Source organism: Micromonospora sp. NPDC126480 (genome assembly GCF_040302465.1).
Lineage (GTDB): Bacteria > Actinomycetota > Actinomycetes > Mycobacteriales > Micromonosporaceae > Micromonospora.
The window spans coordinates 92,174-115,129 of sequence record NZ_JBEORU010000015.1 but is presented as its reverse complement, the minus strand read 5'-3'; the positions used below and the strand labels follow the sequence as shown (position 1 = coordinate 115,129).

Below are 22,956 nucleotides of genomic sequence, written 5' to 3'. Positions count from 1 at the left end.
AGGTGCGATCCGTGAAGCCGGCACTGCATCCCGGCCGGTTGCTGTCCCGCAGGTACCGGCTCATCGACCAGATCGGCGCCGGCGGCATGTCGGTGATCTGGCGGGCACACGACGAGGTGCTGGACCGGGTGGTCGCCCTGAAGGTCCTCGTGCCGTCCCTCGCCGCCGACGCCCGGTTCCGGGACATGGTCCGGGAGGAGGCGCGCGCCGCCGCCCAGCTGGACCACCCGCACGTGACGTCGGTGCACGACTACGGCGAGACGGTCGCCCCGGACGGGACGATCACCTCGTACGTGGTGATGGAGCTGCTGGCCGGCGAGGAGCTGGAGCTGCGGCTGACCGAGGGCCCGCTGCCCTGGGCGGAGGCGGTCGAGATCGGCGCACAGGTGGCCGACGCGCTCGCGGCCGCGCACCGGCTGGGCATCGTGCACCGGGACGTCACCCCGGCCAACGTGATGATGACCCGGACCGGCGCCAAGGTGCTCGACTTCGGCATCGCCACCCGGATCGGCGCACCGGACGAGGACGAGGACGGCGGCACCTTCGGCACCCCCGCGTACGTCGCTCCGGAACGCCTGGACGGCGCGCCCGCCCAGCCGGCCACCGACGTCTACTCCCTCGGCGTGCTGCTGTTCGAGGCGCTGAGCGGGCGGGTGCCGTACCCGGCCGACACCTGGGAGCAGCTCAGCTCGGCGCTGGTCGAGGGCGCCGCGCCCACGCTCGGCGACGTGCCGGGCCTGCCGCCGGAGGTGGCCCGGGTGTGCCTGCGCTGCCTGGCGCGGGACCCGGCCGCGCGGCCGACCGCCCGGCAGGTCGCCACGGTGCTGCGCGACCAGATGCTCCCCGCCGATCCGCAGGCCGCGACGATGCTCGCCCCGACCCTCACCCTGCCCGCGCTCGGCGCGCCGGCCGGCCAGCCGCCGCAGACCGCCACGGACCGGGACCCGACCGCCGCGGAGCCGGACCCGGCCGACACGGGTCGGGGGCCGGTCGACCCGGAGGGCGCGGACCACCCGCCGAGGCAGGCGGATCCCGGTACGACCACCGCGCCGCCCGCGACGGAGCGAGGGCGACGTCGCCGGCTGCGGCCCGTGCTGGTCGCCCCGATCGTGCTGGTCGTCGGCGCCGCGGTGGCAGTGCCGGCGCTGCGGCAGGAGGAAGCCTCCCCGCCCCGGTCACAGCCCTCGGCCGGGCCGGTCGACCCGTCCCCGTCCGGCGCGCCGGACGTGGTGGCGACGCCGAGCGGCCGGCCGGCGCCCACCACGGGCACCCCGGTGCCGGCGCCCAGCCCGGACGGCGACAGCCTGGTGGCCGCGGTCAACCGGCTGGACGGGGTGATCGGCGCCGGGCTCAGCGACGGTGGCATCCGCTCGGACGTCGGCGTGGACTTCCGCAACGAGCTGCGCAACCTGACCGACGCCGCCCGCACCGGCCAGGACGACCTCGCCGAGCGGGTGGCCCGGCTGCGCGACAAGGTCGCCGTCCGCCTGCGCGACGGCGCGATCACCGAGGCGTACGCGGCGAAGCTCGACAGCGCCGTCGCCGCCCTCGCGGTGGCCCGGGCCTGATCGGCCGGCTGGCTTCAGCGGGCGGCGACGCGGGCCGGTTCGCGGACCGGGGCGGCGGCCTCGGCGACGAACCGCCGGAAGACCGCCTCGTAGCCCTCCGTCAGCCGCGCGGTGGAGAAGTTCTCCGCGACGTGGGCGACGCAGGCCGCCGGGTCCAGCCCGGTCGCCGCCCGCAGCGCCGCGGGCAACTCGTCCGCCCCCGCGCAGATCAAGCCGGTGCGGCCGGGCTCGACCAACTCCGGCACCGAGCCGCGGTTCAACGCCACGACCGGGGTCCCGGTGGCCATCGCCTCCAGCATCACCATCCCGAACGGTTCCTCCCACTGGATCGGCATGACCAGGCACCGGGCGTCGAGGAGCAGCCGGTACGTGGCCGCCCGGTCGGCGTCGAGCACCACCGTGACGTCGTCGCCCAGCATCGGGCGGACCACCTCCTGGTAGTAGCGGTGCTCGGCGGGTTCGTTGCACTTGCCGGCGAGGACCAGCGGCAGGCCCGCCGCGCGGCAGGCGCGGATGGCGACGTCCGGCCCCTTGTCCGGGCTGAACCGGGCCAGCCAGAGCACCGGTCCCCGGCCGGGGACCCGCTTGTGGGGGATGCCCTCGACGTCGAGCGCGTTGTGCACGGTGCCGACCCACGGCAGCCCCGGGTTGAGCCGCCGCTGGGCGTGGGAGATTGCGACCAGGCCGACGCCACGGTCGGTGTCGCTGAGCACCGTGCCGTACTCCCCCACCGGGTTGCCGTGCACGGTGGCCACCGTCGGCACCGCCCGTCGCCCGGCCACCAGCGGGCCGATGGTCGTGTGGTCGTGGATGACGTCGAAGTCGTCCGGGCCGATGAGGTGGTTCACCTGAGCGAGGTGGGCCAGTTCGGGCAGGGACTCGCCGAGCCGGTCGTACTGCAGTTGCGGGACGGTCGACACGAAGCGGGCGGCGGTGCCGGTCCCCTCGCCCGCCCCGAACAGCGTGACGGCGTGGCCACGGGCGACGAGCCCGTCCACCAGTCCGGCGACGACGTGCTCCAGCCCGCCGTAGCCGGGCGGCGGCACCGACAACCACGGCGGGACCACCATGGCGATCCGCAGCCGCCGCTCAGCCGAGCCGCCGTCCGGGTGGTTCACCGCCACGAGTCCTCCCCCTCGGTGCCTGGCCGCCGGCCGCTGTCGCCCCGGGCGGTCGGTGGCGGTTTCCCGGTGACGACCCGGCTAAACCGGACAGACCGGCCATTCAGCCGCCTACCAGCAGGTGATCCCGGACCGCCCGGACCCCCTCCGCCGACCACGCCACCCGCTCGGCCTGGTCCCGTTCCCACCACGACCGGACCACCCCGCCGAGGACCACGGTGTCCCCCTCCACCTCGACGGTCACCCGTTCGGTGCCGATCCCGCGCAGCAGGGCCCGCTGCACGTCCCGCCGGATGCGTTCGGTGTCCGGCCGGCCGGCGGGCCGCACCGCCACCAGGTTCGTCACGCCGCGTACGCCGCGCAGCCGCCGTACCTCGGCCTCCGCCGTCCGCCGCTGCCAGCCGAACTCCACCTCGCCGCGGAGCATCACCCACCCGTTGGCGACCGTGACATCGAGCCGCTCCGCCGGCACGAAGCTGTCCCACTCCAGCGCCCGGCTCACCGCGATCGCGATCTCCCCGTCGGTGTACTGCTCGGTGCCGAGGAGCCGGACCTCCAGGTCGTCGGCGACCGCACGGACGCCCCGGACCCGCTGCGCGCAGCGGTGCGCCGCCCACTTCCGGGCGTACCCGTCCACCCAGCCGGTCAGGGTCACGACGCCGTCGTCGACGGTGACCCCGATCTCCTGCGGCTCGACCCGGGGATCCCAGGCGAGTTCCTCCAGCACGTCCCGCTGGATCTGCGCGTCGGTGCGGACGGCCGTGGTCGTCATCGCTTCCCTCCGTACACCTCGGTTCCCGGACGTCCGACGGTGCCCGGCACACGGGTGACGGCGGTTCACCCGGTCCGGGTGAACCGCCGTCGGAGAGAGGCGCGGCGGGTGGCGGAGCCAACCCCCTTGGCTCCACCACCCGCCGCAGGAGGGAGGAGGAAAGTCCGTACCTCGTTAGGACGCTTCGGCGAGCGTCACGGTTGCCGTGGATTCGGCGCCGTTTCGCTTGTACGTCACCTCGACCCGGTCGCCCACCTTGCCGGCCTGGACCGCGCCGACCAGGTCGTCCGAGTCGTTGATCACCTTGTCGCCGAAGCGGATGATGACGTCGCCACGCTGGAAGCCGGCCTTCTCGGCCGCGCTGCCCGGCGTCACGGCGGCGACCAGCGCCCCGCCGCCCTCGGCGCGGTTGACGCTGACGCCGAGCGTCGGGTGGCTGACCTTCTCGCCGCGCTGGAGCTTCTCGGCGACGTCCTTGGCCTTGTTGCTGGGGATGGCGAACCCGACACCGATGTTGCCGGTGCTGCCCTGGCCGCTGGTGGCGATGGCGGTGTTGATGCCGATCACCTCGCCGCGCGTGTTGACGAGCGCGCCGCCGGAGTTGCCGGGGTTGATCGGCGCGTCGGTCTGGAGCAGACCCGCAATCGACGAGACCCCCTGGCCCGGCACCGGCTGGGAGCTGCCGGCCTGGATCGTCCGGTCCCGGGCGCTGAGGATGCCGGCGGTCACCGAACCCTGCAGGCCCAGCGGGCTGCCCAGGGCGAGGACCTGGTCGCCGACCTGCATGGCGTCGCTGTCGCCGAACGTCGCCGGCTTCAGGTCGCTGACCCCCGAGGCCTTCACGACGGCCAGGTCGGTCTTCGGGTCGGTGCCGATGATGCGCGCCTGGGCCGTCTCGCCGTCGGCGAAGATCACCCGCACGACGTCACCGCTCGCCGAGGCGATGACGTGGTTGTTGGTCAGCACGTAACCGTCGGCGCTGAGGATCACGCCCGAGCCCTCACCGTTGCCGGTGGTGATCGACACCACGCTCGGCTGCACCGAGGCGGCGATGCGCGGCAGGTCCGCGCCGTCGAGGACCGGTGCGGCGGAGTACGTGCGGGTGGGGCCGGAGTCGCCGCCCAGAGCGAGCGCGAGGGCGCCGCCGGTGACACCGGAGCCGAACATCAGCGCCAGCACGAGGACACCCGCACCGGCGAACTTCGCGACGCGTCCCGGGCGTGGGCCCGCCGGGCCGCCCTGCGGCGCCGCCCACGGCGGCATCGGCTGCCCGGCCAGGTGGTGCGGCTGGCCCGGGTGGTGCGGCTGGCCGGGACCGCCCGGCTGGCCCCCACTCCAGCCGGGCTGCTGCCCGCCGTACCAGGGCGTGTTCGGGTAGCGGTGCTGCGGATAACCCGGCGTCCCGTACGGGTGCCCGCCGTACGGCGCGGCGCCCGGGTAGGTCGGGGTGGCGGCGGGCGGTGCGCCCCGGCCGCCGGTGGCGGACGCCGAGGCCGGCGGGGCGGAGGTGGCCTCCGGCGCGGGCTCGGTGCCGCCGGCCGGCGCGGACGCGGTGGCGGTCGGGGAGTCGGACTGCGCGCGCTCGACGGGAGGCAGCTCGGCGGTGGGGTGCGACGGCTCGGCGTCGGTCGGGGCCGGCCGGCGCTGCGGGTCGGACTCGTACTCGGTCATGGATCCACCTTCTTCCCTGCCACTTCGACCAGCCTGTAACCCACCTGAGGGTTGGCTGAAAGTCATACTTCGTCGTCGTCCGGTTCCGGTGCCAGCGGCAGCCGGACCCGGAACGTCGCGCCCCCGCCCGGGGTCTCCGCCACCTCGACCGTGCCGTGGTGCGCGGCCACCAGCGCCGCGACGATCGCCAGCCCCAGGCCGGTCCCGGTGTTGCCGCCGGCCCGGCGGGTCCGCGCCGCGTCCGCCCGGTAGAAGCGCTCGAAGACCCGCTCGGCCTGGTCCGGGGAGAGTCCCGGCCCGGTGTCGGCGACCTCCACCACGGCCAGGTTGCCGGGCTCGGACCGCAGTCGCAGGGTCACCGACGCCTCCGGCGGGGTGTGCGTCAGGGCGTTGGTCATCAGGTTGCCGATCACCTGCCGCAGCCGCGCGTCGTCGCCGTACACGACAAGCGGCCCGGAACCCGGCACGATGTCCAGCTCGATCCGCCGGTCCGGGGCCACCGCCCGCGCCGCCTCCACCGCGTCGGTGGCCAGCACCGGCAGCTCGACCGGGGCCGGCGCGAGCGGGCGCTCCCGGTCGAGCCGGGCGAGCAGCAACAGGTCCTCCACGAGCAGGCCCATCCGGGCCGCCTCGTCCTCGATCCGGCGCAGCAGGTCGGCGGTCTGCTCGGGAGCGGTGGCGGCCCCCTGACGGTACAGCTCGGCGAAGCCGCGGATGGTGGTCAGCGGCGTACGCAGCTCGTGCGAGGCGTCCGCGACGAACTGCCGCATCCGCTCCTCCGACCGCCGGGCGCGGGCCTCGGACGCCTGGGCGTTCGCCGCGGCGTCCCGGGCCGCGGACTCGGCCGCGCGAGCGGCGGCCTCCGAGGCGGCGCGGGCGGTGAACGCCGCCTCGATCTGGGTGAGCATCGCGTTGAGCGCCCGGGACAGCCGCCCGAGTTCCGAGGTCGGGCACTCCTGTCCCGCCTCGGGATCGGGCACCCGGCGGGTCAGGTCGCCGCCGGCGATGGCCGCCGCCGTCTGCTCGATCTCGACGAGCGGCTTCAGGCTGGTCCGGACGATCGCCGCGCCGATCGAGGCGAGCAGGATCAGCACCGCACCGCCGACCAGCAGGTCTATCCAGACCAGCCGCTTGACGGCCAGGTCGACGTCGGTGAGGTGTTGACCGATCGCCATCCACTTGCCGCCGGGCAGCTCGGTGTAGAGGATGCGCCACCGCACGTGGCCGTTCTGCGCCCGGACGGTGTGCGGTTCACCGGCGAGCCGCGCGAACTCCTCGGCCTGCGCGGGCAGCCGTGGCAGGTCGGCGGTGGTGAAGCGCTGTTCGTCGAAGACGGCGACCAGCTCGCCGGTCCGGGAGTCCTCGGCCACCAGCAGGTAGTCCGTCGGGATGCCGAACTTGCCGGACTGCTCCTCGATCACCGCCGCCTGGATGTTGCGCGCCGAACCGGTCAGTTGGGAGTCGACCTGGCCGACCAGGTAGTCGCGGAGGAAGTACGTGGTCAGCGAGCTGATCACGAGCAGGGCCAGGGCGACCAGGGCGAGAACCGCCGCGACCAGCTTGACCCGCAGCGGGACGCTGCGCAGCTGCGCCTTCGCCTGGACGACGACGCTCACGCCGCCGGCTTGCGCAGCACGTACCCGACCCCGCGCAGGGTGTGGATCAGCCGCGGCTGGCTGTTGTCGACCTTGCGCCGCAGGTACGAGATGTACGACTCGACGATGTTGTCGTCGCCCCGGAAGTCGTAGTTCCACACGTGGTCGAGGATCTGCGCCTTGGAGAGCACCCGGTTGGCGTTCAACATCAGGTAGCGCAGCAGCTTGAACTCGGTCGGCGACAGCTGCACCCGCTGCCCCGCCCGGTACACCTCGTGGGTCTCCTCGTCCAGCTCCAGGTCGGCGAAGGTCAGCCGGGACGGCGCCTGCTCGCCGGTGCTGGTGCGGCGCAGCACCGCCCGGATCCGGGCGGTCAGCTCCTCCAGGCTGAACGGCTTGGTGACGTAGTCGTCGCCGCCCAGGGTGAGCCCGCGGATCTTGTCGTCGGTGGCGTCCCGCGCGGTCAGGAAGACCACCGGGGTACGGGTGCCGCCCTCGCGCATCATCCGGATGACCTCGAACCCGTCCAGGTCGGGCAGCATGACGTCCAGCACGACCAGATCGGGGCGGTGGTCCTTCGCGGCGTTGAGCGCGGCGCTGCCGCTGGTCGCGGTCGCCACGTCGAAGCCCGCGAACCGCAGGCTCGCGGAGAGCAGTTCGAGGATGTTGGGATCGTCCTCGACGACGAGCAGTCGAGCCTCGGTCTGGGTAGCCGCCATGTGGCCCATCATCCGCGCCCAGGCTGCATCGGGCCTGGGCGGTTCCTGAAAAGAGCCTGTGAGGCGCCGCTCAGGCGGCCAGGTCGAGGTCCCGTTCGGCAAGCAGCGGCGGGACGGCGCGCGGGCGGGCCGCCGCCGGGCGGGCCGCCGGCACCAGGTGGACGGCCGACTCGGCGGCCCGGGCCAGCGCCCGCCGGTCCGCACCGGGCGCCGGATGCAGGGCGGCCGTCACCACCACCGACACCTCCAGCCCGCGCGCGGCCAGCACCCGCCGCAGCGACCGCCACAGGGTCTCGTCGCCGAGGAACGCCGCCGCGGTGGTGGCGGCGTCGGTCGTCGCGCAGCGGTAGCCGATGCGCAGCGGCACCACCGGCGCTCCGGCGTCGATCGCGGCCTGGAACAGGGCCGGCCGGAATCCGCCGCCCGGCCGGCAGCCCGCCGCGTCCCCGCACCACGTGGTGCCCTCCGGGAACACGGCGACCGGCCGTCCGGCCCGCAGCGCGCCGGCCACCCGCGCGACCGTGCGGGGCAGGTCGCGGGGGCGCGACCGGTCGACGAAGACGGCCCCGGCGGCGGCGGCGAGCTGACCGATGAGCGGCCAGGCGCGTACCTCGCGCTTGGCGACCAGGCGGGCCGGGGCCACCGCCAGCACCGCCAGGATGTCCAGCCAGGAGACGTGGTTGGCGACCAGCAGCGCGCGTCGCCGCGGCAGCCGGCCCCGGACCACCAGGCGCACGCCGAGCGCGCGGGCGGTGGTCCGCGCCCAGCCCCGCAGCAGGGCCCGCCGCTCCCGCGCCGGCAGCAGCGGGAGCAGCACGGCCAGCGCCGCCCCGGCGAGCAGCATCCCGAGCCCGGCGGCCAGCCGGGCCGCCCGCCGGACGGTCGGGACCGCCGGCACCGCACCGGGCAGGCACGCCGGCCCGCAACCGGACGCCGGCCGCCAGAGGTCGTACGCGGTCATCGCTCCGCCCCGCCGAGGAAGTGCCGCAGGTAGCGCGGGTTCATCCGGTCCAGTGCGAACAGCAGGTAGAAGTCGGCCACGCCGAAGTCCGGGTCGTACGCCGGTTCGCCGCAGACCCAGGCGCCGAGCCGCAGGTAGCCGCGGAGCAGCGGCGGTACCAGCGCGCGTGCCGCCGCACCACCGGTCGCGCTCGCGGGTGACGGCACGTCCGGCTCGCCGAACCAGGGGCGCAGCGGGCGTACCCGCAGCGGCGGCGGTGCGAGGTGCCGGACCCGGGCCAGCGCCCACACCTCGGCAGCGGCCCGCCCGCCGTCGGCCACCGGGACCGAGGCGCAGCCGCCGAGCCAGCGGGATCCGCGCAGGTGCAGGTACCGGGTGATGCCGGCCCACATCAGGTTGATCACGGCGCCCGTGCGGTGCTCGGGGTGCACGCAGGAGCGGCCGGCCTCGACCAGGTCGTCGCGCAGCGGTGCGAGCGCCGCCAGGTCGAACTCGCCCTCGGCGTACCGGCGGTCGACGCGGCCGGGCGGCAGCAGCCGGTACGTCCCGACGACCGTGCCGGTGCTCTCCTGCCGGACGATCAGGTGGTCGCAGTACGGGTCGAAGTCGTCCACGTCGAGCCCGCCGGTTCCGGGGCGCAGGGTGGCGCCCAGCTCGGCGGCGAAGACCTCGTGACGGAGGCGTTGCGCGGCCGCGACCTGGGTCGGGTCGTCGGCGATCGACAGCGTGTATCCGCTGGTGGTCAGCGGCGCGCCAGTGGTGGGCAGAACGGCCATGCGTCCTGTGTAGGGTCCTCGGGTTGCCGGTCGCGGTGGTGCGGAGTGTCGACCGGGTGAACGCCGGTGGGCGGGTCCGGTCATCCGCGTCCGGGCCGTCCGCCGCGCGGCGGTCACCGCCCCCGCCGTTCCGCCGGGCGACGTGGCAGGCTGCCCGGGCGGGCGGCGACGGGGCCGGCCCACCGACCGGAGGTACCCAGATGATCATCGGTTCGCGGTACAACGGCCCACCGGGCTCGGGCAACGGTGGCTGGAGCGCCGGCACCTTCGCCGCGGCGGCCCACGCCGGACCGGACGTGCCCGGGCCGGTGGAGGTGACGCTGCGCCGGCCACCGCCGCTGGCCACGCCGTTGACCCTGGACGCGGGCGAGGTCCGCGACCCGGACGGGCACCTGGTCGCCCAGGTCGCGGCGGTCTCCGGCTTCCCGGCGGTGGCGGAGCCGGTCGACCTGGCGACCGCCCGGGCCGCGTCGGCCGCGTACCCGGGGCTGGTGGACCACCCGTTCCCCGGCTGCTTCGTGTGCGGCCCGGACCGGGCCGACGGGCTGCGGATCTTCCCCGGGCCGCTGCCGGGCGGGCGGACCGCCGCCCCGTTCCGGGTGCCGGACGGAGTGGACACCGTCACCGTTTGGGCGGCGCTGGACTGCCCCGGCGGGTGGTCGGTGATCGCTCCCGGCCGGCCGTACGTGCTGGGTCGGATCGCCGCCGTGGTCGAAGCGCTCCCCCGGCCGGGCGACGAGTGCGTGGTGACCGGCGTGACGGCCGGCGCGGAGGGCCGCAAGGCGCGGGTGCACACCAGCCTGTACGCCCCGGACGGCACCCGGCTCGCCTGGGCCCGCGCCACCTGGATCGCCGTCCAGGCGTAAGGAAGGGCCCCTTGTTAACGGATTCCGAGGTGAAGGGGCCCCTTCTTAACATCCTGGCGGATCATTCCTCAGGGGGAGTCCCTCCTGCGCGAGACGGAGACGCGGCTACGGATCACGCCTGATTGACCTGGTTGCGCCAGGCGGCCACGCTGTGCAACGGCGTACCCCGACGCCACCACACGATGGGAGAAGAATGACTGACGGGCAGCGAAGCCCCACCAGCGACGGCCAGATCGTGGTGTCCGGCCTGACGAAGGTCTACCGCAACGTCCGCGCGGTCGACGACCTCTCGTTCACGGTCGAGCCGGGCCGGGTCACCGGCTTCCTCGGTCCGAACGGCGCCGGCAAGACGACCACGCTGCGCATGCTGCTGAACCTGGTCACCCCGACCGGCGGCCAGGCGACCATCGGTGGCCGCCGGTACGCGGACCTGACCGACCCGCTGCGGCACGTCGGGGCGGTGCTGGAGGCGTCCAGCGCGCACAAGGGCCGCACCGGCGTCAACCACCTGCGGGTGATCTGCGCGGCGGCCGGGCTGCCGCGCACCCGCGCGGACGAGGCGCTGGCGATGGTTGGCCTGACGCCGGCAGCGAAGCGCAAGTTCAAGGGCTACTCGCTGGGCATGAAGCAGCGGCTCGGCATCGCCGCCGCGATGCTCGGCGACCCGCGGGTGCTGATCCTGGACGAGCCGGCGAACGGGCTCGACCCGGAGGGCATCCGGTGGATGCGCGGCTTCCTCAAGAACCTGGCCGCCGAGGGGCGCACCGTGCTGGTCTCCAGCCACCTGCTGTCGGAGATGCAGCTCCTCGCCGACGACGTGGTGATCATCGCCGCCGGCCGGCTGGTCCGGCAGGGCCCGGTGGACCAGGTGATCGGCTCGATGGCGCAGGGCGCACGGGTACGGGTGCGTACGCCGCAGGCCGACGTGCTGACGACCGCGTTGAAGGACGCCTCGGCGACCGTGGACGTCGACGAGAACGGGGCGCTGCTGATCGGCGGCGTGGACGCGCCGACGGTCGGTCGGACGGCCCTGAGCGCCGGTGTGGAACTGCACGAACTCACCACGGAACGCCCCGACCTGGAACGGGTCTTCCTGGAGCTGACGGCCGGAAAGGCGGACATCCGATGACCAACCTCGTCCGGGCCGAGCTGCTCAAGATCCGCACCACCAGCACCTGGTGGTGGTTGGCCCTCGGCGCGTTCCTGTCCATAGCCATCGCGTTCGCCTTCAACGCCTGGCTCGCCACCGAGGTGTTCGATGGCAGGGGCGAGGAGTACGGCTACACGGCGGACCAGGCGACGGCAGCGGCGCAGGCAGCGAACATCTACACGTCGGGGCAGTTCCTCGGCCTGATGTTCGTGATGCTCATCGGCATCCTGATGGTCACCAACGAGTTCTTCCACCAGACCGCCACGAGCACCTTCCTGGCGACGCCGCGCCGTACCAAGGTGATCGGCAGCAAGCTGGTGGCGGCGAGCATCCTGGGCTTCCTCTTCTGGCTCGCCACCACGGTCATCGACCTGGCCGCCGGCGCCATCTTCCTGGCCGCCGTCGACCAGGGCCCTCAGCTCGGCGAGTGGGCCGTACAGCGGGCCCTGCTGTTCAACCTGCTCGCGTACGCGATCTGGACCATCCTCGGGGTGGGAATCGGCACCCTGATCACGAATCAGCTCGGCGCGGTGATCACGGCCGCGGTGCTGTACCTGATCGGTACGCAGGTGATCGGGCTGCTGTTCCTGCTGCTGTCGAACCTGCTCAACAGCCAGGCCGTGATCAAGTGGCAGGTCATCTGGCCGGCGGTGGCGTCGCAGGTCATGATCGCGGGCGAGGCCACCGAGTTCACGCCCGACTGGTGGGTGGGCGCGCTCGTGCTGATCGGGTACGCGATCGTCACCGGGACCATCGGGATCATGCTGACCCGCAAGCGCGACATCTCCTGAGCCGTGGGGTGGCCGGTGACGTCGTCGCCGGCCACCCGCCGGTCGGTTCGCCGCCGACCGCGCGGCACCGAACCACCGCCCGGCGTCAGCCGCCCGGGCAGCCCCGGCCGCCTTCCCGCGTCAGCCGCCCGGGCAGCCCCGGCCGCCGCTGACCGGGATGCACTGGGTCACGCGGGGCGCCGGTTCCTCGTCCGCGGGGGTGTGGCCGATCAGCGTGGTGCTCACCATGCTGCTCGCCAGCGCCACGGCCAGGTAGATCACCACCAGTCCGGCGACCGCACCGGCGAAGTGCCGCTGCCAGTACCCGTCCCGCGCGGGCCGGGCGAGCAGCAGTCCCGCGAGCGGAAGCGCCGCGTTGAGCACCAGCCCGGTGATCAGCAACGCGTCCGTGGTCGCGCCGAATGCCCGCGCCGCCTCCCGGGTCGGGGCGTACGGGTCCGACGCCCGCCGGACCAGGCCGGTGAGCAGCAGGAACGGGACGCCGTAGAGCCAGGCGAAGAAGATCGCGCCGAGGCCGAACCGCTTCACGACCCCACCCCGAGGGCCGCTGCCGCGACGGCGCCGACCGCGACGGCGACCGCCGCGGCCAGCGTGCCGGCCGCGACCACCGACCGGACGAAGCGGACGACCAGCGCGTTGACCACCAGGGTCACCACCGTCAGCGCCAACAGCGCCGGCAGCCCCCACACCACCCCGGCCAGCGCGAGCGACTCCGCCGGCGACAGGCAGCTGAACATCGCCGAGCAGTCGGTCCGGGGGGCTTGCGGCACGCTCAGCGTGCCCACCGTGAGCGCGGCGAGCACCGTCGCGTACCAACCCGTTGCGACAAGCAGACTGCGGCCGTACCGGCCGCGTACCCCCGTGGCGTCCATGGGCGTCGATCCTGCCGGCTCTACGGCGGTACGGCATCCGTACGGGTACTCAGCCCGCATAGCAGTCATCGGTGCCGTACGCAGCGTTTGCCGAACTTCTGGCATCTTCTGTGAAACCGACCACGCGACGGAGGCGGAAATGCCTGCCGGTTCGGTACGGCGTAGCCTTGGACCCGACTCGCGCGCGCCCGAGGATCGGCGCACGGCGTGACAACGAACTCGCGTGAAAGAGGCGATTACCGGCCGTGTCGACCCAGCAGACTTCGCAGGAGAACCCACTGGCGGGTTTCGGCCCGAACGAGTGGATCGTCGAGGAGATGTACCAGCGGTACCTCAGCGACCCCACCAGCGTCGACCCGGCCTGGCACGACTTCTTCGCCGACTACCGCCCCGCGCCGGGCGCGGGCGCGCCGCGCGGCGACGGTAAGGCCGCCGCACCGGCCGAGCCGCAGCCGGACGGCCAGCCGGAGGCGGCCGCCGCCACTCGGCAGCCCGCCCCGAAGGCGGCGAAGCAGCCGGAGGCGAAGCCCGCGCCGAAGCCGGCGCCGGCCAAGGAGGCTCCGGCGAAGGCGGCGCCCGCCAAGGAGGCCCCGGCGAAGCCGGCCGCCGCGAAGCCCGCCGCCAAGGCTGCCGCGCCGACCGCCGCCGGCCCGCAGACCACGCCGCTGCGCGGCGTCGCCGCCAAGATCGTCCAGAACATGGACGCGTCGCTGAGCGTGCCGACCGCGACCAGCGTGCGCGCCGTCCCGGCGAAGCTGCTGGTGGACAACCGCATCGTGATCAACAACCACCTCGCCCGCGGGCGCGGTGGCAAGGTCAGCTTCACCCACCTGATCGGGTACGCGCTGGTCCGCGCGCTGGTCGCGCACCCGGAGATGAACAACTCGTACGCCCTCGTGGACGGCAAGCCGGCCGTGGTCCGCCCGGAGCACGTCAACCTGGGCATCGCCATCGACCTGGTCAAGCCGGACGGCAGCCGCAACCTGGTGGTGCCCTCCATCAAGGGCTGCGAGCAGATGGACTTCCGGCAGTTCTGGCAGGCGTACGAGGACGTGGTCCGGCGTGCCCGCAAGAACGAGCTGACCATGGAGGACTACTCCGGCACCACGATCTCGCTCACCAACCCGGGCGGTATCGGCACGGTGCACTCGATGCCCCGGCTCATGCAGGGCCAGAGCGCGATCATCGGCGTCGGCGCGATGGAGTACCCGGCGCCGTACCAGGGCATGAGCGAGGCCACCCTCGCCGAGCTGGCGGTCAGCAAGGTCATCACGCTGACCAGCACCTACGACCACCGGATCATCCAGGGCGCGCAGTCCGGCGAGTTCCTGAAGGTGATGCACGAGCTGCTGCTCGGCGAGCACGGCTTCTACGACCAGATCTTCACCTCGCTGCGCATCCCGTACGAGCCGGTGCGCTGGATGCGCGACGTGGCCATCGACGGCGAGGGCCAGATCAACAAGACCGCGCGGGTGCACGAGCTGATCCACGCGTACCGGGTGCGCGGCCACCTGATGGCCGACACCGACCCGCTCGAGTTCAAGATCCGCAAGCACCCGGACCTGGACGTCCTCCAGCACGGGCTGACCCTGTGGGACCTGGACCGCCAGTTCCCGGTCAACGGCTTCGCCGGCAAGCAGCGGATGAAGCTGCGCGAGGTCCTCGGCGTGCTGCGCGACTCGTACTGCCGTCGCGTCGGCATCGAGTACATGCACATCCAGGACCCGGAGGAGCGGCGCTGGCTCCAGGAGCGGATCGAGCGCAAGTACGAGAAGCCGTCGCCGGACGAGCAGAAGCACGTGCTCAACCGGCTCAACGCGGCCGAGGCGTTCGAGACCTTCCTGCAGACCAAGTACGTCGGGCAGAAGCGCTTTTCGCTGGAGGGCGGCGAGTCGCTGATCCCGCTGCTGGGCGAGGTGCTGGAGGCCTCCGCCGAGAGCGGCCTGGACGAGGTCGTGATCGGCATGGCCCACCGGGGCCGGCTGAACGTGCTGGCCAACATCGTCGGCAAGCCGTACGAGAAGATCTTCTCGGAGTTCGAGGGGCACCTGGACCCGCGCTCCACGCAGGGCTCCGGCGACGTGAAGTACCACCTGGGCCAGAACGGCAAGTTCACCACGCCGGACGGCGAGCACGCGGTCAAGGTCTCGGTGGTGGCGAACCCCTCGCACCTGGAGGCCGTCGACCCGGTGCTGGAGGGCATCGTCCGGGCCAAGCAGGACCGGATCGACCTCAAGCTGGAGGGCTACACCGTGCTGCCGCTGGCGGTGCACGGTGACGCCGCCTTCGCCGGCCAGGGCGTGGTCGCCGAGACGCTCAACCTGTCGCAGCTGCGCGGCTACCGCACCGGCGGCACGGTGCACGTGGTGGTCAACAACCAGGTCGGCTTCACCACCGCGCCGGAGTACAGCCGCTCCAGCCTCTACAGCACCGACGTCGCCCGGATGATCCAGGCGCCGATCTTCCACGTGAACGGCGACGACCCGGAGGCCGTGGTCCGGGTCGCCCGGCTGGCCTTCGAGTACCGGCAGGCGTTCAACAAGGACGTCGTGATCGACATGGTCTGCTACCGGCGACGCGGGCACAACGAGGGCGACGACCCGTCGATGTCCAACCCGGAGATGTACAAGATCATCGACTCGAAGCGGTCGGTCCGGAAGCTCTACACCGAGGAGCTGATCGGGCGGGGCGACATCACCGTGGAGGACGCGGAAGAGCTGCTGCGCGACTACCAGGCCCAGCTGGAGCGGGTCTTCAAGGCGACCCGCGACGCCGCCACCACGCCGCGCCAGCTCAGCCGCCCGAAGCGGGAGGACGAGCCGGAGCCGCAGGTGGACACGGCGACCGACGCCGCGATCGTGAAGGCCATCGGCGAGGCGCACGTCAACCTGCCGGAGGGCTTCACCCCGCACAAGCGGATCCAGCAGCTGCTCGACCGGCGGGCCAAGATGTCCGTCGAGGGCAACATCGACTGGGGCTTCGGCGAGATCATCGCGCTCGGCTCGCTGCTGCACGACGGGGTCACCGTCCGGCTCGCCGGGCAGGACTCGCGCCGCGGCACGTTCGTGCAGCGGCACGCCGCGGTGGTCGACTCGGAGACCGGCGACGACTACATCCCGCTGACCTCGCTCACCGGCGACGGGGAGCGGTCCCGGTTCTTCGTGCACGACTCGCTGCTCAGCGAGTACGCGGCGATGGGCTTCGAGTACGGCTACTCGGTGGAGAACGTCAACGCGCTGGTTTGCTGGGAGGCGCAGTTCGGTGACTTCGTCAACGGCGCCCAGTCGGTGATCGACGAGTTCATCTCCTCCGGCGAGGTGAAGTGGGGTCAGCGCTCCGCCGTCACGCTGCTGCTGCCGCACGGCCACGAGGGCCAGGGCCCGGACCACACGTCCGGCCGCCCGGAGCGCTTCCTCCAGCTCTGCGCCGAGGACAACATGCGGGTGGCGATCCCGACCACCCCGGCGAACTACTTCCACCTGCTGCGCCGCCAGGCCCTGTCGCCGAAGCGCAAGCCGCTTGTGGTGTTCACGCCGAAGTCGCTGCTGCGGCACCGGCTCTGCATCTCCCAGGTCGAGGACTTCACCACCGGCACCTTCCAGCCGGTGCTGCCCGACGGCGGCGCCCCGGCGCCGGAGCAGGTGAAGCGGGTGCTGCTCTGCTCGGGCAAGGTCTACTACGACCTGTTCCAGGCCCGGCAGGAGCGCGGCGTCACCGACACCGCGATCATCCGGGTCGAGCAGCTGTACCCGATCCCGGTGGAGGAGATCCGCGCCGCCCTGGCGGCGTACCCGAACGCCGAGGACTTCGCCTGGGTCCAGGAGGAGCCGGCCAACCAGGGCGCCTGGTCGTTCGTCGCGTTGAACATGCTGGAGCACCTGGACGGTGTCCGGCTGCGCCGCATCTCCCGCCCGGCGGCGGCCGCCCCGGCGGTCGGTTCGGCCAAGATGCACGACGTCGAGCAGTCCGCCCTGATCGAGGCAGCCCTCCCGCGCCCGTAACGCACCGCGCACGACCGGCGGGGCAGGGACGTCACGTCCCTGCCCCGCCGCCGTCGCGACACCGACGAACGAGGAACCGGACATGTACTTCACCGACCGCGGCATCGAGGAACTGGTCGAACGCCGGGGCGACGAGCAGGTCAGCATCGAGTGGCTGGCCGAGCGCCTGCGCGACTTCGTCGACCTGAACCCCGAGTTCGAGACCCCCGTCGAACGCCTCGCCACCTACCTGGCCCGCCTGGACGACGAGGACGACGACTGACCCTCCCCAACTCCCCGTCGATCATGAAGTTGTAGCGGCGACACGCCGAGCGGAACGGCGATAACCTCATGATCAACGCGAGGGGTGGGGGCGGAGGACCCGGGCGGCCGCCCCGGTGATCTCCTAGGGTGGATCTCGTGGCGCGGAGTGTGTACCTGACCAGTGTGGGATCCGGCGGGGGCAAGTCGACCGTCGCGCTGGGGCTGGCGGAGCTGCTGTCCCGGCAGGTGGGCCGGATCGGGGTGTTCCGCCCGCTGGTCCGAGACGCCGTGCCGGACCCGATCCTCGCCCTGCTCAGCGAGCGCTACCGCGTCGAGCTGCCGATCGGGGACCTGGCCGGAACGACGTACGGCCGGGCCACCGCGATGGTCGCCGACGGGCGGCGGGAACGGCTGATCTCCGACATCGTCGAGCGGTACCGCGACGTCGAACGGCGCTGCCCCGCGGTCGTCGTGGTGGGCAGCGACTTCGCCGACGGCGGCGACGGCGCCGGCCCGCGGGAGCTGGCCTTCAACGCCCGGCTCGCCACCGAGTTCGGCAGCGTCGTGGTCCCGGTCGTCGACGGGTACGGGCAGGAGCCGGTTGCCATCGCGGCGGCGGCGCGCGGGGCGTACCACGATCTGGAGGACCTCGGCGCGACGGTGCTGGCGGTCGTCGCGAACCGGGTGCCCGGGCCGCTGACGCTGCCCGACCTGCCGGTGCCCACGTACGCGATCCCGGAGGTGCCGAGCGTGTCGGCGCCGACGGTGGCCGAGGTGGCGGCGGCGCTCGGCGCCACGCTGCTCAGCGGGGACGACGCCGCGCTCAGCCGCGACGTGCTCGACTACGTGGTCGGTGCGGCCCACGTGCCGACGCTGCTCGACCACCTGACCGAGGGCGCCCTGGTGATCATGCCGGGCGACCGCGACGACCTCCTGGTCGCCACGAGCGCCGCGCACGTCGCCGGTCAGGTGGCCCTGTCCGGGCTGGTGCTCACCCTCGGCGTGCAGCCGGACCCGCGCGCGATGCGGCTGGTGGAGCGGATGAAGCCGGGCCTGGCCGTGCTCTCCGTGCCGAGCGACAGTTACGACACGGTCTCCGCGTCCAGCCGGATCGAGGGCCGGCCCAGCGCCGGCAACCCGCGCAAGGTGGAGGCCGCACTCGGCGCGTTCGAACGCTGCGTCGACACCGACGACCTGGCCCGCCGGCTGCGGGTCAGCCGCTCCGAGCGGGTCACCCCGCTGATGTTCGAGTACGACCTGATCGACCGGGCCCGGACGCAGCGCCGGCACGTGGTGCTGCCCGAGGGCGCCGAGGAACGGATCCTGCGGGCCGCCGAGATCCTGCTGCGCCGGAACGTGGCGGACCTGACCCTGCTCGGCCGGCCCGACGACGTCGCACGGCGCACCCGGGAACTGGGCGTCGACATCTCCGGCGCGCAGGTGGTCGACCCGGTCAGCAGCGGGTGGCGCGACGAGTTCGCCGCCGCGTACGCGAAGCTGCGCGCACACCGGGGCGTCACGCTGGACCTGGCCCACGACATCGTGGCCCAGCCGAACTACTTCGGCACCATGATGGTGCAGACCGGGTACGCCGACGGCATGGTCTCCGGAGCCACCCACACCACCGCCGCGACCATCCGGCCCGCGTTCGAGATCATCCGGACCGTGCCGGGGGTGTCGGTCGCCTCCAGCGTCTTCTTCATGCTGCTCGCCGACCGGGTGCTGGTGTACGGCGACTGCGCGGTCAATCCGGACCCGGACGCCGCCCAGCTCGCCGACATCGCGATCTCGTCGGCCGACACCGCCGCCCGGTTCGGCATCGAGCCACGGCTGGCGATGCTGTCGTACTCCACCGGCAGCTCCGGCGCCGGCGCCGACGTGGAGAAGGTCGCGGCGGCCACGCTGCTGGTCCGGGAACGCCGCCCGGACCTGCTGGTCGAGGGCCCGATCCAGTACGACGCGGCGATCGACCCGGCGGTGGCGGCGACGAAACTGCCCGGCAGCGCGGTGGCCGGCCGGGCGACGGTCTTCATCTTCCCGGACCTGAACACCGGCAACAACACGTACAAGGCGGTGCAGCGGTCGGCCGGGGCGGTCGCGGTCGGGCCGGTCATGCAGGGCCTGCGCCGGCCGGTGAACGACCTGTCCCGGGGCGCGACCGTGCCCGACATCGTCAACACGGTGGCGATCACCGCGATCCAGGCCGGGGAGGCCGACTCATGAGCGAGCGGGTACTGGTGCTCAACTGCGGGTCGTCGTCGGTGAAGTGGCGGCTGTACGACGGCGACGAGATCGTCGACAAGGGCACCGTGGAGCGGGTCGGTGAGCCCGGCGGCGGCCCGGCCGACCACGAGACCGCCGTCCGCCAGATCCTCGGCGGGCTCGACCTGGCCGGGCTGGCCGCCGTCGGGCACCGGGTGGTGCACGGCGGGAGGCGCTTCGGCGAGCCGGTCCTGGTGGACGACGAGGTGCTCGCCGCGATCCGGGAGCTGGTGCCGCTCGCCCCGCTGCACAATCCCGCCAACCTGGTCGGCATCGAGGTCGCCCGGGCGGCCCTGCCGGACGTGCCGCACGTCGCGGTCTTCGACACCGCCTTCCACACCACGCTGCCCGAGGCCGCCGCCACCTACGCCATCGACCGGGACATCGCCGCCCGGTACGGCGTCCGCCGGTACGGCTTCCACGGCACGTCCCACGCGTACGTCTCCCGGCGCACGGCCGAGCTGCTCGGCCGCCCGTACGACGAGATCAACACCATCACGCTGCACCTGGGCAACGGCGCGAGCGCGACCGCCGTCGCCGGCGGGCGGAGCGTGGCCACCTCGATGGGCATGTCCCCGCTTGAGGGCCTGGTGATGGGCACCCGCAGCGGCGACCTGGACCCGACGGTCATCTTCCACCTGCGGCGGGAGGGCGGGATGGACATCGACGAGATCGACGACCTGCTCAACCACCGCAGCGGCCTGCTCGGGCTCACCGGCGCCAATGACATGCGCGAGGTGCTGGCCCGCCGGGCGGACGGCGACCGGGCCGCCACGCTCGCCTTCGACGTGTACTGCCGCCGGATCACCGCCTACGTCGGCGCGTACTACGCGCTGCTCGGCCGGGTCGACGCGGTCACCTTCACCGCCGGTGTCGGCGAGCACGCCGCGCCGGTCCGGGAGGCGGCGCTGGCCGGGCTGGAGCGACTGGGCATCGCCGTCGACCCGGAGCGCAACGCCGGCAGCGGCGACCGCGTCATCTCCCCGGACGGCACCGAGGTGGCGGTCTGCGTGGTGGGCACCGACGAGGAGCGGGAGATCGCCCGGGCGGCGCGGGAGGTGGCGGGCGCAGCCTGACGCCGCGCCGTCCCCGGTCGTAGGCGGCTCAGCCCAGGGCGAGCCAGGCGACCAGGACGGCCAGCACCAGCACGACCGCGGCGGCACCGATGAGCAGGGGCGTCCGGTTGGCGGCCGGCGCAGCGGGCTCGGGCGTGCTCGCGAAGGCGCGGAAGGCCTCGGTGTTGCCGCTCGGGTCGGAGTAGTTCTCAGCCATGCCGCAGACCATAGCGAAGGGCGTCGACACGCACGGTCCCCGGCCGGCGCGGCGCCCGCAGGTCGAGCCGGCCGGTGGACGTCATCCGTCCGGGTGGCGCGTGCTCCCGGACCGGTCGGCGGGACCGGCCGGGCGGCCCGGACACCTACCGTGGAACCGTGGGGGTGAGGTCGGGGCGGGGCACCCTGGTCGCCGCCGTGCTGACGGCGCTGCTGGCGGGCTGCGCCCCGGCCACCGCCGCCACCGGGGGGCCGCCGCCGGCGCGCCGGGCGCCCGAGGCCGCGTACGCCGTCGGCGTGCGTACGCTCACCGTCGATCCCGCGTCGGCGCGGCCCCTGCCGGTGACCGTCTGGTACCCGGCCGACGGCGGCGCGGTGGCCGACGGGCGGTTCCCGGTCGTCGTCTACAGCCACGGGCTGCACAGCCTGCCGGCGCTGCACGCCGGGCTCACCAGCCGCTGGGCGTCCGCTGGTTTCGTGGTGGCCGCGCCGGCCTACCCGCACACCCGCCGCGACGCGCGGCGGTTCGACCGCGCCGACGTACGCCACCAGCCGGCCGACGGCTGGCGGGTGATCCGCCACCTGGCGCGCCTCGACACCCGGCGCGGCGACCCGCTCGCCGGGCACCTGGACGTGACCCGGGTCGCCGCGGCGGGCCACTCGGCGGGCGGCTTCACCACGGCGGGCATGTTCACCATGGCCGGCCGGTCCAGCCCGGGCGGACCGGCGGCGCTGCTGCGCGCCGGCATCGTCATCGCCGGCGGCGGCATGGCCGGTGGCTTCGCCGGGCCGCCCGCGCCGGTGCTCTTCGTGCACGGAACGGCGGACCGGGTCGTGCCGCTGGCGGTCGGGCGGGCCGCCTACGGTCGGGCCCCCGGCCCGGCGGCCTTCCTGAGCCTGCTCGGCCAGGGCCACGGCGCGTACCTGGCGCCCGGGCGGCCCGGTTTCGACCAGGTCCTGGCCGGTACGACGGAGTTCCTCCGCTGGACCCTCTACGGCGACCCGGACGCCCGCCGCCGCCTCCCGACCGTCGCCCGCTCCCCCGGCGTGACGACCTTCGAGGAGCGCACCGTCCCCTGAGCGCTTAGCGACCCGACCAACAGGGCCACCCGCCCCGGACCCGCCCCGACGGATGATGGTCAGCCGGGAATGTGCCGGCGTATCGCCCGGCTGACCATCATCCGTTCCCCGGACGCCCCCGCGAGCGCGCCGGACCGGCCCCGCTCGCCGAGGAGCGCCCGCACCCGTCCGTGCCGGATCCTGCCCACCGGCGAGGGACAATCGGAGCCATGTCGCGTCGTCTCACCCCTGCCCTGCTCGCCGGCGCCCTGGTCGCGGCCGGCCTCGCCGGCTGTTCCACGGACACCGGCCGGCAGGCCGCCGCCCCGACCGGACCGCCCACCGCCACCGGCACCGGCACCCCGAGCAGCGCCCCGAGCGGCGCGTCCACGGCGCTCCCGGGCAGCGCGCCGCAGGAGCGCTTCGCGGTGGGCGTACGCCAGCTCGACCTGAACCGCGACGGCACCCGGAAGCTGCCGGTGACCGTCTGGTACCCGGCGGCCGGGGAGCCGGGCGACCAGCCGCGCCGGTCCCTGCCGGCGGCGTCCGGCCGCTTCCCGGTCGTCATGTTCAGCCACGGTCTGGGCGGGCGGCCGGCCGACTACGCGCCGCTGCTGACCCGCTGGGTGGCGGCCGGGTTCGTGGTGGCCGCGCCGACGTTCCCGCACACCGCGCGGGGCGGGGACGGCAACGTGCTCGACGTGCTCAACCAGCCCGCCGACGTGTCCTACGCCCTCACCCAGGTGCTCGCCCTCGACCAGCGCAGCGACGATCCGTTGCAGGGCCGGCTCGCCACCGACCGGGTCGCGGCGGCCGGCCACTCCGCCGGTGGCGTGACCACCATCGGGCTGTTCACCACCGGCCGGGACGAGCGGCTCGACGCCGGTGTCGTCTTCGCCGGCACCGCCCTGGGGGTCGGCACGGCGTTCGCCGGCGCCGCCGCGCCGCAGCTGTTCGTGCACGGCGAGGCGGACGAGGTCGTCGAGTACGCCGACGGCAAGGCCGTCTACGACAAGGTGCCGTGGCCGAAGGCGATGCTCAGCCTGCCGAAGGGCGACCACGGGCGCGGCCTGCTCAGCGACGGCGTCTCCCTCGGCGTGGTCTCCGACACCACGGTCGACTTCCTGCGCTGGACGCTCTACGGCGACCAGGCCGCCAAGCGCCGCATCCCCGCCGGCGCCGCCCGCAACGACATCGCCGTCCTCGACAACCACCTGTAAGGAAGGGCCCCTTCTTAACGCCTGGCGTTGTAAAGGGG

At 73.9% G+C, this 22,956-nt stretch carries 20 protein-coding genes; 10 read left to right on the top strand and 10 right to left on the bottom strand.

Going from position 1 to position 22,956, the window contains the following annotated elements; all coding sequences use genetic code 11:
• Window positions 1-11 precede the first annotated feature (11 nt).
• Window positions 12-1,568 (top strand): serine/threonine-protein kinase, encoded by a 1,557-nt coding sequence (locus tag ABTW87_RS16360; protein ID WP_350651633.1) that lies wholly within the window; start codon window positions 12-14, stop codon window positions 1,566-1,568.
• A gap of 14 nt (window positions 1,569-1,582) precedes the next feature.
• Here ABTW87_RS16360 and ABTW87_RS16355 read toward each other — a convergent pair whose 3' ends face one another.
• The 7 genes from ABTW87_RS16355 to ABTW87_RS16325 form a co-directional block, all read right to left on the bottom strand.
• A complete protein-coding gene (locus ABTW87_RS16355; RefSeq protein ID WP_350651677.1) occupies window positions 1,583-2,638 on the bottom strand; it encodes a glycosyltransferase family 4 protein in 1,056 nt (351 codons plus the stop codon).
• Between the two features lie 154 nt (window positions 2,639-2,792).
• Window positions 2,793-3,461, bottom strand: a complete 669-nt coding sequence (locus ABTW87_RS16350; protein WP_350651632.1) for a BON domain-containing protein — start codon at window positions 3,459-3,461, stop codon at window positions 2,793-2,795.
• Window positions 3,462-3,635: 174 nt separating this feature from the next.
• Window positions 3,636-5,132 (bottom strand): S1C family serine protease, encoded by a 1,497-nt coding sequence (locus ABTW87_RS16345; protein WP_350651631.1) that lies wholly within the window; start codon window positions 5,130-5,132, stop codon window positions 3,636-3,638.
• Window positions 5,133-5,194: 62 nt separating this feature from the next.
• Window positions 5,195-6,748: a sensor histidine kinase gene (locus ABTW87_RS16340; RefSeq protein ID WP_350651630.1), complete on the bottom strand. Its 1,554-nt coding sequence runs from the start codon at window positions 6,746-6,748 to the stop codon at window positions 5,195-5,197.
• Complete coding sequence (locus tag ABTW87_RS16335) at window positions 6,745-7,446, bottom strand: response regulator transcription factor (protein ID WP_350651629.1); 702 nt, start codon at window positions 7,444-7,446, stop codon at window positions 6,745-6,747. The genes ABTW87_RS16340 and ABTW87_RS16335 overlap by 4 nt, the downstream gene beginning before the upstream one ends.
• A 70-nt stretch (window positions 7,447-7,516) precedes the next feature.
• Complete coding sequence (locus tag ABTW87_RS16330) at window positions 7,517-8,407, bottom strand: lysophospholipid acyltransferase family protein (protein ID WP_350651628.1); 891 nt, start codon at window positions 8,405-8,407, stop codon at window positions 7,517-7,519.
• Entirely contained in the window at window positions 8,404-9,183 is a 780-nt protein-coding gene (locus tag ABTW87_RS16325; protein WP_350651627.1) for a GNAT family N-acetyltransferase, read from the bottom strand. The genes ABTW87_RS16330 and ABTW87_RS16325 overlap by 4 nt, the downstream gene beginning before the upstream one ends.
• A gap of 200 nt (window positions 9,184-9,383) precedes the next feature.
• On the opposite strand from ABTW87_RS16325, the gene ABTW87_RS16320 reads away from it, so the two are divergent.
• From ABTW87_RS16320 to ABTW87_RS16310, 3 genes are all read left to right on the top strand, one after another.
• The gene (locus ABTW87_RS16320; RefSeq protein WP_350651626.1) at window positions 9,384-10,049 is read left to right on the top strand and encodes a hypothetical protein; all 666 of its coding nucleotides are present in this window, start codon (window positions 9,384-9,386) and stop codon (window positions 10,047-10,049) included.
• Between the two features lie 193 nt (window positions 10,050-10,242).
• Window positions 10,243-11,178, top strand: a complete 936-nt coding sequence (locus tag ABTW87_RS16315; RefSeq protein WP_350651625.1) for an ABC transporter ATP-binding protein — start codon at window positions 10,243-10,245, stop codon at window positions 11,176-11,178.
• On the top strand, window positions 11,175-11,990 hold the full coding sequence (locus ABTW87_RS16310) for an ABC transporter permease (protein WP_350651624.1): 816 nt from the start codon (window positions 11,175-11,177) through the stop codon (window positions 11,988-11,990). Before ABTW87_RS16315 ends, ABTW87_RS16310 begins: the two co-directional genes overlap by 4 nt.
• A 120-nt stretch (window positions 11,991-12,110) precedes the next feature.
• Here ABTW87_RS16310 and ABTW87_RS16305 read toward each other — a convergent pair whose 3' ends face one another.
• Complete coding sequence (locus ABTW87_RS16305) at window positions 12,111-12,518, bottom strand: hypothetical protein (RefSeq protein WP_350651623.1); 408 nt, start codon at window positions 12,516-12,518, stop codon at window positions 12,111-12,113.
• Complete coding sequence (locus ABTW87_RS16300; RefSeq protein WP_350651622.1) at window positions 12,515-12,862, bottom strand: hypothetical protein; 348 nt, start codon at window positions 12,860-12,862, stop codon at window positions 12,515-12,517. The genes ABTW87_RS16305 and ABTW87_RS16300 overlap by 4 nt, the downstream gene beginning before the upstream one ends.
• 245 nt (window positions 12,863-13,107) lie before the next feature.
• Between ABTW87_RS16300 and ABTW87_RS16295 the strand changes: the two genes are divergently transcribed.
• The 4 genes from ABTW87_RS16295 (at window position 13,108) to ABTW87_RS16280 (ending at window position 20,444) form a co-directional block, all read left to right on the top strand.
• Window positions 13,108-16,863 carry a multifunctional oxoglutarate decarboxylase/oxoglutarate dehydrogenase thiamine pyrophosphate-binding subunit/dihydrolipoyllysine-residue succinyltransferase subunit gene (locus ABTW87_RS16295; RefSeq protein WP_350651621.1) on the top strand — a complete coding sequence of 1,252 codons (3,756 nt, stop codon included), beginning with the start codon at window positions 13,108-13,110 and terminating at the stop codon, window positions 16,861-16,863.
• Between the two features lie 82 nt (window positions 16,864-16,945).
• Window positions 16,946-17,125, top strand: a complete 180-nt coding sequence (locus tag ABTW87_RS16290; protein WP_350651620.1) for a DUF6104 family protein — start codon at window positions 16,946-16,948, stop codon at window positions 17,123-17,125.
• A 128-nt stretch (window positions 17,126-17,253) separates the two neighbouring features.
• The gene (gene pta / locus ABTW87_RS16285; RefSeq protein WP_350651619.1) at window positions 17,254-19,329 is read left to right on the top strand and encodes a phosphate acetyltransferase; all 2,076 of its coding nucleotides are present in this window, start codon (window positions 17,254-17,256) and stop codon (window positions 19,327-19,329) included.
• Window positions 19,326-20,444, top strand: coding sequence for an acetate kinase (locus ABTW87_RS16280; RefSeq protein WP_350651618.1), 1,119 nt, complete (start codon window positions 19,326-19,328; stop codon window positions 20,442-20,444). Before pta ends, ABTW87_RS16280 begins: the two co-directional genes overlap by 4 nt.
• Before the next feature lie 28 nt (window positions 20,445-20,472).
• On the opposite strand, the gene ABTW87_RS16275 is transcribed toward ABTW87_RS16280, so the two are convergent.
• Window positions 20,473-20,640, bottom strand: a complete 168-nt coding sequence (locus ABTW87_RS16275; RefSeq protein WP_350651617.1) for a hypothetical protein — start codon at window positions 20,638-20,640, stop codon at window positions 20,473-20,475.
• Between the two features lie 164 nt (window positions 20,641-20,804).
• Here ABTW87_RS16275 and ABTW87_RS16270 point away from each other — a divergent pair, with 164 nt between their 5' ends.
• Complete coding sequence (locus tag ABTW87_RS16270) at window positions 20,805-21,719, top strand: alpha/beta hydrolase family protein (RefSeq protein WP_502891595.1); 915 nt, start codon at window positions 20,805-20,807, stop codon at window positions 21,717-21,719.
• 209 nt (window positions 21,720-21,928) lie between these two features.
• A complete protein-coding gene (locus ABTW87_RS16265) occupies window positions 21,929-22,918 on the top strand; it encodes an alpha/beta hydrolase family protein (RefSeq protein ID WP_350651615.1) in 990 nt (329 codons plus the stop codon).
• The last annotated feature ends 38 nt before the right edge of the window (window positions 22,919-22,956 follow it).

Coding starts and splice junctions, on each gene's coding strand:
- ABTW87_RS16355 (WP_350651677.1), bottom strand. CDS start 2,638: ATGGTGGTCCCGCCGTGGTTGTCGGTGCCGCCGCCCGGCTACGGCGGG.
- ABTW87_RS16350 (WP_350651632.1), bottom strand. CDS start 3,461: ATGACGACCACGGCCGTCCGCACCGACGCGCAGATCCAGCGGGACGTG.
- ABTW87_RS16345 (WP_350651631.1), bottom strand. CDS start 5,132: ATGACCGAGTACGAGTCCGACCCGCAGCGCCGGCCGGCCCCGACCGAC.
- ABTW87_RS16335 (WP_350651629.1), bottom strand. CDS start 7,446: ATGGCGGCTACCCAGACCGAGGCTCGACTGCTCGTCGTCGAGGACGAT.
- ABTW87_RS16330 (WP_350651628.1), bottom strand. CDS start 8,407: ATGACCGCGTACGACCTCTGGCGGCCGGCGTCCGGTTGCGGGCCGGCG.
- ABTW87_RS16325 (WP_350651627.1), bottom strand. CDS start 9,183: ATGGCCGTTCTGCCCACCACTGGCGCGCCGCTGACCACCAGCGGATAC.
- ABTW87_RS16320 (WP_350651626.1), top strand. CDS start 9,384: ATGATCATCGGTTCGCGGTACAACGGCCCACCGGGCTCGGGCAACGGT.
- ABTW87_RS16315 (WP_350651625.1), top strand. CDS start 10,243: ATGACTGACGGGCAGCGAAGCCCCACCAGCGACGGCCAGATCGTGGTG.
- ABTW87_RS16310 (WP_350651624.1), top strand. CDS start 11,175: ATGACCAACCTCGTCCGGGCCGAGCTGCTCAAGATCCGCACCACCAGC.
- ABTW87_RS16300 (WP_350651622.1), bottom strand. CDS start 12,862: ATGGACGCCACGGGGGTACGCGGCCGGTACGGCCGCAGTCTGCTTGTC.
- ABTW87_RS16290 (WP_350651620.1), top strand. CDS start 16,946: ATGTACTTCACCGACCGCGGCATCGAGGAACTGGTCGAACGCCGGGGC.
- ABTW87_RS16280 (WP_350651618.1), top strand. CDS start 19,326: ATGAGCGAGCGGGTACTGGTGCTCAACTGCGGGTCGTCGTCGGTGAAG.
- ABTW87_RS16275 (WP_350651617.1), bottom strand. CDS start 20,640: ATGGCTGAGAACTACTCCGACCCGAGCGGCAACACCGAGGCCTTCCGC.
- ABTW87_RS16265 (WP_350651615.1), top strand. CDS start 21,929: ATGTCGCGTCGTCTCACCCCTGCCCTGCTCGCCGGCGCCCTGGTCGCG.